This window comes from Caulobacter sp. 73W (genome assembly GCF_041021955.1).
Classification (GTDB): Bacteria; Pseudomonadota; Alphaproteobacteria; order Caulobacterales; family Caulobacteraceae; genus Caulobacter.
The window spans coordinates 1,476,662-1,491,371 of record NZ_CP158375.1; the positions used below are offsets into that span (position 1 = coordinate 1,476,662).

Below are 14,710 nucleotides of genomic sequence, written 5' to 3' on the forward strand. Positions count from 1 at the left end.
CTTGAGGATGTGGGTGCTGGGCTGGCCAGGCGCAGGCAGGGCTATTGCGCCATCAACCAAGGACGACAGGCAGCTTTTCCTGAGCGCCCGCTAAAGAAAGGCTCACCCCCTGCGCCCCCGCCAGGAGCGGGCGCTTGGGGAGTTCATCCAAGATTTCGAGCAGCCTCTCATCACTAAGGGGCTTTGTGGCGCGCAGTCCCTTGGGCTGAGGCGGGGTTTCTCCTTGACGCCAAAGCGTGAGCGCGCCCGCAACGTCGCCGCCCAAACGTTCCAGAAGGCCGAAGTCGTTTTGCTGGGATACGCCAAGCGCGCGGGCGACCTTCTCGCGCTGCCACTGTTCCGGCAGTAATCCCGCGAAGAATGAGCGTGTCGCGCGGCGGCTGAAGACGCCGCGCTGCGCAGGCAGTGAAACGGAGACAGGCGGGCGGGTCGGATCGGCGAGCCAGCTATCTTCATAGGCAAAGCCTATGTCGCCATTCTCATCCAGCATCAGCTGGCCCACGGGAGCCTCGCCCCACCAGACGGTCAAGGCTTGCTTCATCGCGTCGGCCGCTCGGTGGCGCGGTCAATCAGCCTGACCTCCAACCCCACAGCTGCAAGCACATCCAACGCCTTACCTAACTGGGCAGTGGCTTTGCCGTTTTCCAGTTCGACAAGGAAGCGCAGGCCTACGTTCGCTACAGCGGCCAGTTCGTCCTGCCGTAAACCCATAGCCTTGCGGGCTCGACGTATCTCACCCCCAATGGCGGCGGCTAAAGAGCGACATGGAAACTTCCCGTTCGGGAACTTCTAGATGAGCTCAGCTTCAAAATCAGGTAAATGTCCCGATCGGGAATTTATCAGTCGCCAGTTAGGACGTTCGACATATATTTCCCGCTCGGGAAACTTTCCATTTTTCTGAGCGGCGCGGGACATCGTCCCGCGAGGATCGTTCGCGATGAGGCGGGCCTACGGGCGAGCCGGCTGAGCGCCGATTAGGCGAGAGAGCTAGCGCCTCTGCCCCTCGCGACCGGCCACGACGTCCTCGATGAAGGCCGTCACCCGGCCTTCCAAGGCGTCGCCTTCGGCGCTCATATTGCCCATGGGCAGACGCAATACGGGCACGCCCGCGCGTTCCAGCGCCTCCAGGACAAAGGGGTCGGCGTCGTCGATCGCCACCGCGCCGTGGACGCCGTGGGTCCTGGCTTCCTTGACGTGCCAGGCGCCGGCCCAGGTGGGCATGCGAAGTTCGTCGCCCATGGTCACGAAGCGGGCGGCAAGGGCACGCAGGACGTCCTGCTCACCTTCGAAAGCGCGCAGGTAACCGTCGGCGGCGAGGCCCAGATACATCGACCAGACGAAGACCGCCCCGTGGCTTTCCTCCCAGCGCTGATAGAAGCCCATGTCGCTCCAGAGGCCGCGCCCGACCCACATCAGCCTGACCCGCTCGCCCGGACAGGCGGCTTCGCCAGCGGCCGCTCGCGCGGCGACTTCCTCATAGAATCGCTTGGCGGCGTCGCGGCCCCAGACCGTGCCGCGATGCCATTGCGGCACCATGGTCGCCGGCATGGTGTCGGCGATGCCGGCCGGGGCCGGGACGGTGGCGGCGATCAGGTCGCGGGTGCGGCGGTAATAGTCCTCCTGTTCGTTGACCAGGGCCATCACCTCGACGAAGCGGTCCATCTGGAACTTGCGTCCCGTGACCGCCTCCAGGCGCTCGATGCTGGCCGACAAATGGGCCGTCATCAGGTCGAGCCGCTCCGGCTCCAGGGTCGCGTCCCAGCGCTCGGGCAGATCGTCCCACCAGTCGGTGGGAATGTCCCAGCGGCTGTCGATGGTTCGCGGGAAGAACAGCAGGGTCGCGTCCGTCTCCCTGGCCCAGGCCTCGAAGAGCTTGCTTCCTGAGTCCGAGGCCGTGGTCAGGGACAGGATGTCCGGCTTGGGCAGGCCGCCCCAGGCGCCGCTCGCCGGATCGGGATCAAGCGCGGCGGCCAGGCCTTGGGCGCTATAGCCTTCGACGTCGGTCGGATAGTCGGCGCCGCGCAGCAGGGCGTTGTGCCGCCGCCCCTGCTGCTTGGCGGCCACGATTGAGGCCCACCACTGATTGACCACATAGGGCACGTCCATTGCCCGCAGGATTTCCTGCGGCGCGTCGGCGTTGACCACGGCGAAGGGGCTATCTTGGGCGCGGGCCTGAACATCGGCGAACCAGTCGCGCTGCCAGGCGCCGAAGTCGGACGTCGAGGCCAGCGCCTTGCGGCTGCGGCGGCCGTCGCTTTCGGGCCGAGGATTCTTGCCGGCGGAGGGAGCGGATGCCGGGGCTGAAACCGCCAGCGGCGACGCCTCTTGCGGCCCATCGCTCCAGAAGCTGGCGAAGACCTGCGCCAGACGCTGCAACTCGGCCGTGTCCGGCGCAGCGTTGGTCTTCAGGCGCAGGAGCGGCACGCCGAGCGGCTGCAGGGCGCGGACGAGATCATGGAGGTCCCAGGGCGCGGACTCATCGCCCGCAAGACGTAGATGGATCACGGCGTCGACGCCGAGCGCCTTGGCCTGCGAGGCCAGAAGCGCGGCGCGTTCTCGGCTCGACTGGCGAGGCGAGCCGGACGGCGCCGCTCGCCAGCGGGTGATCAGGGCTTCGAAGGGATCGCCGGTCTCGTCCAGATCGCGCTCGGCGACCGGCGCGCCCCACAGATGATCCTCACCGACGATCACGCAGCCGCTCGCCTCGATCAGGGCGTAGAGGGCGCTGGTTTCCTGCGGGGCGCCGGTGACGAGAACCCTTCGACCGCCAAGCGGCGAAGCGCCTGCGTGTCGCTCCGCCGCCTGGCTGATCAGGCGCTCGCCCTCGGTGACCGACACGCTTCCCAAGGCGGCGATCAGGTCAAGCGCTTCAACACCGCCCATGGTCGGCTGGGCCTGGGCGCGCACCGCTAGGAGCTGGCGCAGGCTGCGTCGCTGGGCGTTGGCGCGGACGATCTGCGCCGACAGCGCCTCGGCCTTGATCGACGCGCCGCTGAGCGCTTCCAGCCAGCCGGTGAACTGGGCCAGCCGGGCGCGATTGTAGGCGATCGTGGGCGCATCATCGCCATGCTGGACGTCCAGGAACGCGACCGGCGCCGACACGCCGCGTCCCAGCCGATCCAGCTCGCGCAGCACGGAGAACAACTGGGCGTCCTCGACGCAGCCATGAGACAGAGCCACGCCAGCCAAGCCGCCTCCAGCCTCGGCGGCCATCAGGCTGGCGACCAGGGCGCGGGTTCGCGGGGTCTGGCCGGCCAGGGACGGATGCCCATCCTCCCGATCCTGACCATCGACATTGGCGACAAGCCGAACGGGCTCCAGACCAGCGGCCCGCACCAACTCGGCAGGCACGTCGATGCCGACGACAGCGACGGTGCGGAGAGCCTGGTTCATCAGATGACGCCGTCCTGCTTAAGCACGGCGATCCGGTCGGCGTCGTAGCCCGGAATCTGGCTGTAGACCGTGGTGTTGTGCTCGCCCACCGCGACGGGCAGCACAGGATCGAAGCGCGCCTGGGCGCCTGAGAAGCGGATCGGCACGCCGGCCGTCATCAGCTTCGCCTCATCGCCATAGGCCGGATGAGAGATCGGCACGGTCTCGCCCCGCGCCACGACCCTCGGATCCACCAGGCCTTCTGTCGGCTCGCGGACGGGCGCGGCGGGCACGCCTTGCGCTTCGAGCGCCGCGACCACCTCGGCGAGCGGCAGGCGGCTGGACCAGGCCTCGATCAGGGCTTCCAGTTCGCTGGCGTTGGCCACGCGGCGGTCGCGGCTGACGAAGCGTTCGTCCTGCGCCAGTTCGGGCGCGCCCATGGCGCGGAACAGGCCGCTGGCCAGTCCGTCATGCACCGCCACCACGGCCACATAGCCGTCGGCGCACTTAAAGACGCCGAAGGGCGAAAGGCGCTGGACGGTCAGGCCGGTGCGCGCCGGCAGACCGGCGATGGCCATGGCCTGCCAGTTCTCGATGGCCACGAAGGAGGTCAGGGCGCCGAGCATGGAGACATCGACTTGCTGGCCCACGCCGGTGTTGTGGCGCTGGTTGACGGCCGCCAGGATGCCGATGACCCCGAACATCGGCGCCAGCATGTCGGCCATGGGGATGCCGATCCGCACCGGCGGCTCGCCGGGGCCGCCGCTGGTGTACATCGCCCCGCTCAGCGCCTGGATGAGCACGTCCATGGCCTTGCTGCCCTCGGCGACGTCTGCGCCGAAGCCGCTGAGCGAGCAGTAGATGATCCCCGGATTTACGGCGCGGGCGGCCTCATAGCCGACGCCCAGCCGATCGGCCGTGCCGCTGGTGAAGTTCTCGACCACGATGTCGGCGCCGCGCACCAGGTCGGCGAACACTTCCCGCGCTTTGGGGTGCTTGAGGTTGAGACTGACCCCGTGCTTGCCGCGCGCCCGGGTCAGGTGGGAGATCGACAGGTCGTCCTCGTGGCGCTTCTCCACGGTGACGCCGTCGCGGCCGACATAGGGACTGTTGTCGCGCGCCAGGTCCCCGCCACGCGGGTCCTCCACCTTGATCACCGTCGCCCCCAGGCCCGCCAGCAGCAAGGTGGCGTAGGGGCCGGCGAGCGCGCGCGTGAGGTCGATGACCCGCAGGCCTTCAAGCGGACGGGAGGCGGTGGCGGCGTTCGAGGTCACGAAATTCATCCAAGGACTGGTCGCGCTTATGGCGATGAGAGGTCCATCAAGGAGCCCCGGGCAGTTCAAGTCAACAAATAGTTCGTTATTCAAACTATTTGTTGACGCACAGATCAGGGAGAGCGAGCTTGACGCTAGGGCGGCCGGCAGAGCCGCCACGCATTGGAGGAACTCATGAGCCTGCGCGGCGGCCTTTTGTTGGGCGCGGTGATGCTTGCGATCGGCGCTGCGCCCGCGCATGCGGATCAGCCGGTGCGGGTGGCGCCCGCTGCCGCCCCATCCGCTCAGGACCCCATCTGGAGCGATCCCGCCCCGCCGGGAACGCCGTTGGCCGATCGCCTGGCCGCGCGCGGCTATCTTCGTGAGGAGACGTTCCTGTCCGGCCTGGCGGGAACTTGGCGAGCCGGTCCCGACGGAGCCGAGCGAGGCTCCCCATCCACCCGGCCTTACACGACCCGCCTCATCGTCATCCGGCCGATTTCGTCCGAGCGGTTCTCGGGGCGCGTCCATCTTGTTCCCATTCACCCCTCTGCCGGCGACACGCCTTGGGACTGGGTATCCGAACACGTCCTGGCCAACGGCGACGCTTTCGTGGCGGTGATGATCGGAGGCGATGCGCCCTCGCGCGCCCTCGCCGCTTCGGGGCGGCAGGCCGCGGCGCCGTTGATCCTCAAGGCCTTCAACCCGGCTCGCTACGCGCGGATCGACTGGCCCGACGACGACAGCGCTCGCTGGGAGGCCTTCGGTCAGACCGCCGCCGTGCTCAAGGCCGACGGCGCGATCCTCGGCGCAAGGGCCAAGAGGGTCTACGCGTCGGGCTGGTCGTTCACCGGCAGTTTTCTTCGCACCTTCATCAATGAGGGCTTCCACGATCTGTCCCGTCTCGAGGATGGCGCCGCCGCGATCGACGGCTATCTGATCGGAATTTCCGCAGGTGGTTTCATCGCCGGCTATGTGCCCCTCGACAGCCTATCGCCGGTGCGCCCAGTCGATGATCCTCGTCGCGTCCTGCGGGCGATAGACGCGCCGGTCGTGGAGCTGATGAGCCAGAACGAGGCGCTGACCAACACCGGCGCTCAGCCGCGCGACAGCGGCGCGGTCAAGGGCGGACGCCGTCTCTATGAGCTTGGCGGCCTGACCCATGGCGACGGCCTGCGCTCAACTCCCGCCCCACAAGGCGCCTGTCCTTATCCGGCCAGCGATGTGTCCATGAGCCACTACGCCCGCGCCACGCTCGCCCGCCTCGAAGCCTGGGTCGAGCGGGGCGTGTCCCCGCCCGCGAGCCTGCGCATCGCGCGAGGGCCTGATGGAAATTTCCCCCACGATGAGAACGGCAACGTGTCCGGAGGGCTTCGCCCCGTGGAGCTCGACGTGCCGCTGGCTTCATACGCCGAAGCCAGGGACAGGCCCGAATGCACGCCGCGAGCGGGACCATCCGGAGCTTATCTCGCGATCCGCCGCATTCCGCTCTCAAAGGAGGCGCTTAACCGCCTCTACCCTGGTGGGGCGGCCGACTACCTGGCGAAGGTCCACACGGCCGTGGCGCAACGCGTGCAGGCCGGCTGGCTCTCGCGCCGCGACGCCGAGGAGGAGCTCTCGCAAGCAAGCGCCGCGGCGGCACGTGCATTTCGATAACGACGCTTGCCAAAAGATTAGTTCGAGTCACATACTATTTGTGCGCATACCGTTTGATTACCCAAACCAATAACGAGAACCGCCGACGGCATCGACCGAGCGGCAGCGCTGGAGGGCGCGCCTATGATGAAGACCACCACCCGCCGACGCTCCAGTTGCGTCTCGATCCTAGCCCTAGCGGCCAGCTTGGGCGCGGCCTGCGCCGCCGCCGCGCAGGATGAGGCCCAGCTTGAAGAGGTGATCGTCACCGGGACCAGCATTCGCGGGGTTGCGGCCGCCGGCTCGCCCACGGTGGGCGTGGACCTGGAACAGATCAAGGCGAGCGGGGCGGCGACCGTCGCCGACGCGGCGCGCACACTGCCCCAGGTGTTCAACATCGGCGCCGACGAGAGCCGCAGCACCTTCACGGGCGGCGCCCAGGACGCCGCCGCCAACGCCACCGCCGTACGCGCGGTCAATCTTCGGGGCATCGGTCCTGAGGCCACGCTGCTCCTGCTCAACGGTCGCCGCCTAGCCCCTAACGGGGTGATCAAGGCGATCGCCGACGTCGATCAGATTCCCGCGGCCGCGCTGCAGAGAATCGAAGTCGTCACCGACGGCGCCTCGGCCATCTATGGTTCGGACGCGGTGGCCGGCGTGGTCAATCTGATCACCCGCCGCAACTTCGACGGGGCCGAGACGACCGCGCGCTACGGCTTCGCCGACGCCGTCGAGCAATTCCAGTTCAGCCAGACCTTCGGCAAGACCTGGGACGGCGGCGGGCTGTTCTTCGTCTATGAACATAACGAGCGCGGCGAGCTTCTGGGTCGCGACCGTGACTTCACGAGCCAGGACCGCACCGCTCGCGGCGGCTCGGACGCCCGCCCCTTCACCGCCGCTCCAGGCAATCTGGTGATCGGCGGGGTGCGCTACGCCCTGCCCGCCGGCGCCGGCGTCGGCGTGAATCCGGCGGCCCTGAGGCCCGGAACCGCCAATCGCTTCGACGAGGCGGCGGACGCGGCGTTGTTGCCCAAGCAGAACCGCGACACCATCCTGTTCAACGCCCATCACGATATCGATGAGCGGCTGGACGTCTGGTACGAGGGTTTCTACACGCGCCGTACCTACGATCTGGCCGCGCCGCCGGCTTTGTTCTCGCTGGCCGTGACCAACGCCAATCCGTGGTTCGTCGCCCCCGCGGGCGTGACCTCCGCGACCGTGGAATACCGGCTCACCGACGACCTCGATCCCAACTCGAGCGGCTTTGAGAACGCCCAGCAGCATGCGGTCGGCTTCAACTTCGACCTGGGCGCGGACTGGCGCCTGTCCGGCTATGTCGATCACAGCATGAGCCGCGGCTTCCAGGATCGCAAAAGCGTCCTGAACAACGCCGCCCTGACCGCGGCCCTGCGCAGCACCAACCCGGCCACCGCCTTCAACCCGTTCGGCGACGGGACCTTCAACCGCACCAACAATGCGGCGCTGCTCGACATCATCGACGCCAACCGTGCGACCTGGGGCACCAACATCGCCCAGGACTTCTCCCTGCGCGCGGACGGTCCGCTGTTCTCCCTGCCGGCTGGGCAGGTGCGCATGGCGGTGGGCGCGGAGTATCACGACAACACCTTCAAGCAGACGCTGGAAGCCACCAACGTGCTGGCCAGCGGCGAGGCGACCTACAAGGTCATTCGCAACGACCGTCAGATCAAATCGCTCTACGGCGAACTGTTCGTTCCGTTGATCGGCGGCGAAAACGCCCTGCCCGGCGTGGCCAAACTCGACCTCTCCCTGGCCGCCCGCCGCGAGACGTTCTCGGACTTCGGCGCGACCACCAATCCCAAGATCGGGGTCATCTATTCGCCGGGCTTCGACCTGACGTTCCGCGCCACCTACGGCACCTCGTTCCGCGCGCCGTCGCTGGTCGACAGCGCCGACCAGATCAAGAACATCTTCATCCAGAACATCACCGACCCGACCTCGTCGACGGGGACCACCCGAGGCCTGTTCACCAACGGCGGCAACAACGGCCTGGGTCCAGAGACCGCCAAGACCTGGTCGGCGGGCTTCGACTGGCAGCCGCAGGCGGCCCTCGACGGCCTGAACGTGTCGGCCACCTGGTACAAGATCGCCTATGAGAACCGCATCGATGTTACGCCGGCTTCAGCCCTCACCCAGGGCACGGTGTACTCGGCGTTCGTCACCCGCCGGCCCGCTGCGTCGGATGCGGCCGCAACCGCCGCCTTCAACGCCCTGGTCGCTCAGGCCCTCGCCAGCCCGGACCTGCAGAACCCGGTCGAGCCGATCAGCAACATCAACGTTCTGATCGACGGACGCCGTCAGAACCTCGGGCAGCTGGAGCAGCAGGGCCTGGACGTGGCCGTGTCCTACGACTTCGACACGACCTTCGGGCGCTGGCGGGTGGGCGCCGATGTCAGCAAGGTGCTCAAGCTGGAACGCCGCACCACCGTCAGCACGCCATGGCAGGACGTGCTCGATACTTTCGGCAATCCGGTGGACCTGCGTGTTCGCGGCGCCCTGGGCTGGCGCATGGGCGGGTTCAGCGCCAACGCCTTCGCCAACTACACCGACAGCTACACCAACACGGCGATCACCCCGAACGTGAAGGTCAAGAGCCAGACGACGATCGACATGACCGGCTCCTACACCTTCCCCGAAGGGCGAGGCTGGACGGACGGCGTGCGGCTGTCGGTGAACGCCATCAACGTCTTTGATGAGGATCCGCCGATCGTCCTGAACGGCACGTTCTCCTGGGATAGCCAGATGGCTTCGGCCCTGGGCCGGTTCGTGTCCTTCGAGATCACCAAGGCGTGGTGATCCGGCCTTAGGTTTCTTTCCCCCCGACGACCTCGGAAAACTGGGCGGTGGAGCAAGGCTATCCTTGCTCCACCGCCATCTTTTGGAGACACCGATGATCCGCCCCCTTCTGCTCGCCGTCTCGATCCTGGCGCTTGGCGCGGGTCATGCCGCGGCCCGACCGCAAGAAGCCGGCGCGTCGGCGGCCTCGACCTTCGGGCGCTATGAACCAGAGCAGCCCTACAGCGAACAGGTGGTCACCACCTTCCACATTCCCATGCGCGACGGCACCAAGATCGCCCTGTCGCTGCATCGCCCGGCGGTGAACGGCAAGCCCGTGGAGACCCGCCTGCCGGTCATCTGGCATCATGCCCTGGACATCGAGCCGGCGGGCCATCGCAAGCTCAAGGACGGCGCCGTCGACGCCCGCGGCCGCGAGCCGCTCGCCGATCTGGCCTATAACGGCTACGTGGTCGCGGTGGCCGCGCGCCGCGGCAACGGCGCGTCCTTCGGTTCGCGCCGCGGCTACGAGGATTTTACCGAGACCTTCGACGCCTACGAGATCACCGAATGGCTGGCCGCCCAGTCATGGTCCGACGGCAAGGTCGGCATGTACGGCTGCTCCAACACCGGCGAGGCGGTGATGCACGCCATCATCGGCCGCCCGCCCAGCCTGAAGGCCGCCTTCGCGGGTTGCTTCGCCTGGGACCGCTATGACGGACACACCCGGGGCGGGATCATCGCCAACTATGGCACCGGCCCCCAGCGCACCGTCGAAGACGACATGAAGGCCACGCCCGTGCAGGCCGATCCGGAGCGTCGGCTCCTGCGCGCCGCCGCCGAGGAGCATCTGCGCTCCACCAACCTGCTCGAACTGATGAAGTCGATGCCCTATCGCGACAGCTGGTCGCCGCTGGTCATGGCCAAGTTCTGGGGCGAGGTCAGCATCGGCGGCTATCTGGACCAGGTTCGCCAGTCGAAGGTCGCGCTCTACATCCAGGGCGGCTGGGCGGACGATTTCCGAACCGAGGGCCTGATCGCGCAGGCCAATCTGCCGGGACAGGCGCGCATCATCATCGGGCCGTGGCGCCACTGCCTGAACACCGGCTTTGACCTGCGCAGCGAGCAGCTGCGGTTCTTCGATCACTACCTGAAGGGCAAGGCCACAGGCATCGAGACCGACGAGCCGATCAAGTACTTCACCATGGGCGCGCCCGCCGGAACCGAGTGGCGATCGGCCAAGGCCTGGCCGACCGCCGGCGCCGGACAGCGTCTGTTCCTGGGCGGGAGCGCCCTGCAGGCCGCATCGCCCTCGCGCGCGGGCGCGGCGGCCCTGACCGTCGACTACAAGCCGACCTGCCCGCCCGATCCGGTCCAACCCAATAGCGGCCCCTTCACCCAGCCGTGCCGTCCCAGCGGCGAGGCGGCGGTGTTCACTGGCCAGCCCCTGAAGGCCGACACCGAGGTCACCGGCCTGCCCATGGCCGATCTGTGGGTGTCGTCCGACGCGCCCGAACAGGCGGTCTTCGCCTATCTGGAGGATGTCGCGCCCGACGGCACGGCGACGGTGATCACCGAGGGCCGCCAGCGCGCCTCGCTGCGCAAGGCGGTCAAGGCTCCGTGGGAGACGCTCGGCACGCCCTGGCGGCGCAGCTTCGCCGAGGATCACCAGCCGCTCGTCGCCGGCGAGCCGGTGAAGGTGTCCTTCGATCTTCTGGCGGTGTCCTACGTTTTCAAGAAGGGACACAAGATCCGCCTGAGCGTCTCTGGCTCCGATCCTCGTGAACGCGGGCGCATCGAGACGTCGCCCCCGGCGCGCCTTGTGGTTCATAGTGGCGGAGCGACGGCGTCCAGTCTCACCCTGCCCGTCGCGGAGGCCCGATGAACCCGTTTCGCCTGCTGATGACCGGCGACCTCGTCCTGGACGAGCCGAACGCCGACTTCTTCTTCGACCTGGCCCGCGACACCCTGGCCCAGGCCGATCTGGTGGTGGGGCATGTGGAGGTGCCCCACACCCTGCGCGGCCAGGAGTTGGTCGGCGACATTCCCGCCCCGGCCAGTGATCCGGAAAACCTGCGCGCCGTGGGCCGCGCCGGCTTCCACATGGTCAGCCTGGCGGGCAACCACATCCACGACCGCGGCGCCGAGGGCATCGAGGACACCATCGCCAACCTTGCCGCCCAGGGCGTCGCCAGCGCCGGCGCCGGGGCCGATCTTGCAGCGGCGCGACAGCCGGCGACGGTGGCCAGACACGGCCGTCGCATCGGCCTGCTCAGCTACAACTGCGTGGGACCCAAGGAGGGCTGGGCCGGCCCCAAGCGCGCCGGCTGCGCCTATCTGAAGATCATCACCCACTACGAGCTCGAGAACGCAAATCCCGGCGGCCCGCCCAAGGTCTACACCTTCGCCGATCCCGACACCGTCGAGGCCATGCAGGCCGACATCGCCCGCCTGCGCGACCAGGTGGACGTTCTGATCGTCGCCTTCCACAAGGGCGTGGTCCACACGCCGGCCCACATCGCCATGTACGAGAAGGCCGTCAGCCGCGCCGCCATCGAGGCGGGCGCGGACATGGTCATCGGCCACCATTCGCACATCCTGCGCGGAATCGAAGTGTGGCGCGGCAAGCCGATCTTCCATGGCCTTGGCAACTTCATCACCGTGACCCGCGCGCTGTCGGTGGAAGGTAACGAAAGCCCCGAACGGCGCGCCTGGGCGCAAAAGCGCAAGGTGCTGTTCGGCTTCGAGCCTGACCCGAACTATCCGCTCTACCCCTTCCACCCGGAGGCCAAGAACGGGATCGTCGCCGACTGCCGCTGGGACGCCGACGGGAACTTCACCCCGGGCTTCAAGCCGCTGTGGATGGAGCCGACCGGCCAGCCGCGCCCTTTGGGCGACGACGAGGACGGGCGCCGCGTCGCCGCCTATGTGGAAAAGATCAGCCGCGCGGCGGGCCTGGACACACGGTTTTGGTGGGATGGCGATCGGGTGGTGTTCGCGCAAGCCAGCGACTAGCATGCTTGAGCGTCGACTCGCGCGGCGCCGGTCAGACGGACGGTGATGACGACGAACGCAAAGGCCCCGGCGCCGATCGACCCTGAAGAGCCGGCGGAAGTCACGCTGGGCGTGCTCGACAACATCATCGGCTTTCGGATCCGGCGGATCCAGAACCACATCTCGCGGTCCTTCCGAGCGCGCCTGAACAGCGACGAGCTGCGCCCGGGCGTGTTCTCGGCCCTTGCCCTGATCGGGGCCAATCCGGGGCTGTCGCAAAAGACGCTGGCGCGTGAGGTCGGCTTCGACAAGGCCACCATCGTCGCCATTCTCGACAACATGGAGCGCCAGGGCTGGACCGAGCGTCGCCGCTCCAGCACCGACCGCCGCCGCCACCTGCTGTTCGTCACACCGGCCGGCGCCAAGGCGCTGGAGGAGATGACTGTGCTGGCCCGCGAAAACGAGGCGCACATCAACGCCGCCCTGACCAAGTCCGAGCAGGCGACCCTGCAGACCCTGCTCGATAAGGTCTACAAGATCTGCTTCGTGGACGTGTCGACCTAGGCTTCGACCGCCCGTCGCTTGCCCAGCTTCAGCGCCGCCACCACCAGGAAGGCGGACGCCAGAACGAAGCCCAGCGCCACCACCACCAAAGCCGTCTGCAAGCCGCTGGCCGAGGCCTGGGCGCAGGCCTGCGCCAACGGTTCGGCCGCATCCTTGGCCGCGCGGCCGCCCGGGCAGGCGGCGTTGAACGCCCCAAACACAGCCGGGAAGCTGGCGTTGGCCGCCGCGTCGCTGACGGCGCCGGCGATCAGCGGCCCGGTGCTGCCCAGCACGGTGGCGCCGAACATGAAGACCGCCGCGCCCGTCGCCCGCATGGTGCCGGGCACGATGTTCTGGATGGCCGCGTACATCGGCCCGTTCTTGAGATTGTAGGCCACCGCGGCGGCGAGCACGCAGGGCATGGCCAGACGCCAGTCTGCTTGCGTGAAGGCCAGCAGGTAGAAGCCCGCGGTCAACACCCCGCCCACGGCCGGCACCAGCACATAGGAGCGGCCCTTGGCGTCGGAGAAGCGGTCGGCCGCGAAGCCGCCGATGAAGGTCCCGAGCAGCCCGAACAGACCGCTCAGCCCAACGACCCCGCCGGCCTGAGCCAGGGTCAGTTCGTGGCTGCGCATCATGAACGAGACCATGAAGACGGTGACCCCGTTATAGGCCACGCCGATGAACGCGCCGCCGATGAACAGGAAGACAAAGGCGGGATCGCCGAGCAGACGCTTGGCGTCGGCGGCGAAGGACGAGCGGGCTTTGGGCTGCGGCTGGCCGCTTTGGGCGGCCAGGTTACGCGGCTCCTTCAGGGTCAGGGCGACCAGGACGGCCAGGAGCAGGCCCGGCAGGCCGATGACGATGAAGGCGGCGCGCCAGCCCCACTGCTGCGCCACCAAGCCGCCGATGATCGGCGCCAGGATGGTGGCGATGGAGGGCGCCGCGGCGACCACCGACATCACCACCCCGCGTTGGCGCATGGTGAAATTGTCGGCCAGCAGGGAGTGGCTGATGGGAATGCAGCCGCCTTCGCCCATGCCGACCCCGACACGGAACAGCAGCAGTTGGACGAAATTGACCGCCACGCCGCACAGAGCCGTCATGGCCGACCATATGGCGATGACCGTGGCCAGAAGGCCGGCGCGGTTGATCCGCTCCGCCAGACGCGCGACGGGAATGCCGGCCACTGAATAGAACAGAGCGAAGGCCGGACCGCTGAGCAGACCCAGCTGCCAGTCGGTCAGGGCCAGCTCGCGCTTGATCGGCTCCTGCAGCACGCCCAGCACGATGCGGTCCAGATAGTTGCAGACCGTGACCAGCAGCAGCAGGATGACGATATAGACCTTGTAGGGACGCCATCCGCGATGCGGCTCAGGCCCCGCTTCAGAGTCCTGAGCGGTCGCTGCGGCCGCCTTGATCGCCACATCGGTCATGCCTGTTCCTCCCAGAACGGCGAATTCGAACGCGCCCTGTGCGAGCGTCTATGTTCGTTTGTATATAAGATTGTTTGACGATCAAACTATTTATGACGGCTGGACTTTGCGTCGCGCACAGCCTTGATCACCGGTCGCCGCATGCGCGGCGGGCTAGACGTAGATGCGCTGCAATAGGGAGACCAGTGTCGCCAGTTCAGCTTCGGTGAAGCGCTCGGCGAACTGACGCTCGTGCTCCTTGATCAGCGACTTGACCTTGACCAGCATCTTTTGGCCAGCCGGCGTCAGGAAAAGCTCGTGCCGACGCCGATCGACCAAAGAGCGCTGGCGCACCACCAGACCCCGGCCTTCAAGCTTGTCGATGATGGCCATGGTGGTGGCCCGGTCCATGCGCAGCGCACCGCCCAGGGCGATCTGCGAGGTTCCCGGGTTGGCCCCGACCAGCCACAGGGTGGCGGCGTGCTTTTGGGTCAGCTCGACCCGCGCCAGCACGGCGATCACGCGCCGGTGCATGGTGCCCTGGGCCTGGCGGACGTGGAAGCCCAGGACCTCATCGAGGTCGTCGAAGTTCAGAACAGCGCCGCCCTCGCTCGCCTCCGCTGGGATGCTCGCCGCCGGGGCGGTTTGCGTCACGGCGGTCTTGCGTTTGGCGGGAGTCTTCAT

General features: G+C 67.7%; 11 protein-coding genes. 5 read left to right on the forward strand and 6 right to left on the reverse strand.

Features of this window, described 5'->3' with window-relative positions; genetic code table 11:
- Nucleotides 1-52: 52 nt before the first annotated feature.
- The 4 genes from ABOZ73_RS07020 to ABOZ73_RS07035 all read right to left on the reverse strand — a co-directional run bounded on the left by ABOZ73_RS07020 (nucleotide 53) and on the right by ABOZ73_RS07035 (nucleotide 4,646).
- Nucleotides 53-529 (reverse strand): type II toxin-antitoxin system HipA family toxin, encoded by a 477-nt coding sequence (locus tag ABOZ73_RS07020; protein WP_369061861.1) that lies wholly within the window; start codon nucleotides 527-529, stop codon nucleotides 53-55.
- Between the two features lie 8 nt (nucleotides 530-537).
- The gene (locus ABOZ73_RS07025; RefSeq protein WP_369061863.1) at nucleotides 538-711 is read right to left on the reverse strand and encodes a hypothetical protein; all 174 of its coding nucleotides are present in this window, start codon (nucleotides 709-711) and stop codon (nucleotides 538-540) included.
- A gap of 276 nt (nucleotides 712-987) precedes the next feature.
- Nucleotides 988-3,393 (reverse strand): 2-hydroxyacyl-CoA dehydratase, encoded by a 2,406-nt coding sequence (locus ABOZ73_RS07030; RefSeq protein ID WP_369061865.1) that lies wholly within the window; start codon nucleotides 3,391-3,393, stop codon nucleotides 988-990.
- Nucleotides 3,393-4,646, reverse strand: coding sequence for a CaiB/BaiF CoA transferase family protein (locus ABOZ73_RS07035; protein WP_369061867.1), 1,254 nt, complete (start codon nucleotides 4,644-4,646; stop codon nucleotides 3,393-3,395). Before ABOZ73_RS07035 ends, ABOZ73_RS07030 begins: the two co-directional genes overlap by 1 nt.
- A gap of 174 nt (nucleotides 4,647-4,820) precedes the next feature.
- Here ABOZ73_RS07035 and ABOZ73_RS07040 point away from each other — a divergent pair, with 174 nt between their 5' ends.
- The 5 genes from ABOZ73_RS07040 to ABOZ73_RS07060 all read left to right on the forward strand — a co-directional run bounded on the left by ABOZ73_RS07040 (nucleotide 4,821) and on the right by ABOZ73_RS07060 (nucleotide 12,632).
- Nucleotides 4,821-6,281 carry an alpha/beta hydrolase domain-containing protein gene (locus tag ABOZ73_RS07040; protein WP_369061869.1) on the forward strand — a complete coding sequence of 487 codons (1,461 nt, stop codon included), beginning with the start codon at nucleotides 4,821-4,823 and terminating at the stop codon, nucleotides 6,279-6,281.
- Between the two features lie 123 nt (nucleotides 6,282-6,404).
- Nucleotides 6,405-9,095, forward strand: a complete 2,691-nt coding sequence (locus ABOZ73_RS07045) for a TonB-dependent receptor plug domain-containing protein (RefSeq protein ID WP_369061871.1) — start codon at nucleotides 6,405-6,407, stop codon at nucleotides 9,093-9,095.
- A gap of 94 nt (nucleotides 9,096-9,189) precedes the next feature.
- Nucleotides 9,190-10,959, forward strand: coding sequence for a CocE/NonD family hydrolase (locus tag ABOZ73_RS07050; protein WP_369061872.1), 1,770 nt, complete (start codon nucleotides 9,190-9,192; stop codon nucleotides 10,957-10,959).
- On the forward strand, nucleotides 10,956-12,089 hold the full coding sequence (locus ABOZ73_RS07055; RefSeq protein WP_369061874.1) for a CapA family protein: 1,134 nt from the start codon (nucleotides 10,956-10,958) through the stop codon (nucleotides 12,087-12,089). The genes ABOZ73_RS07050 and ABOZ73_RS07055 overlap by 4 nt, the downstream gene beginning before the upstream one ends.
- Before the next feature lie 45 nt (nucleotides 12,090-12,134).
- Nucleotides 12,135-12,632 carry a MarR family winged helix-turn-helix transcriptional regulator gene (locus ABOZ73_RS07060; protein WP_369061876.1) on the forward strand — a complete coding sequence of 166 codons (498 nt, stop codon included), beginning with the start codon at nucleotides 12,135-12,137 and terminating at the stop codon, nucleotides 12,630-12,632.
- On the opposite strand, the gene ABOZ73_RS07065 is transcribed toward ABOZ73_RS07060, so the two are convergent.
- Both ABOZ73_RS07065 and ABOZ73_RS07070 read right to left on the reverse strand, forming a co-directional pair.
- Nucleotides 12,629-14,047, reverse strand: coding sequence for a spinster family MFS transporter (locus ABOZ73_RS07065; RefSeq protein ID WP_369061878.1), 1,419 nt, complete (start codon nucleotides 14,045-14,047; stop codon nucleotides 12,629-12,631). The genes ABOZ73_RS07060 and ABOZ73_RS07065 overlap by 4 nt on opposite strands.
- A 153-nt stretch (nucleotides 14,048-14,200) precedes the next feature.
- A complete protein-coding gene (locus ABOZ73_RS07070; RefSeq protein WP_369061879.1) occupies nucleotides 14,201-14,710 on the reverse strand; it encodes a MarR family winged helix-turn-helix transcriptional regulator in 510 nt (169 codons plus the stop codon).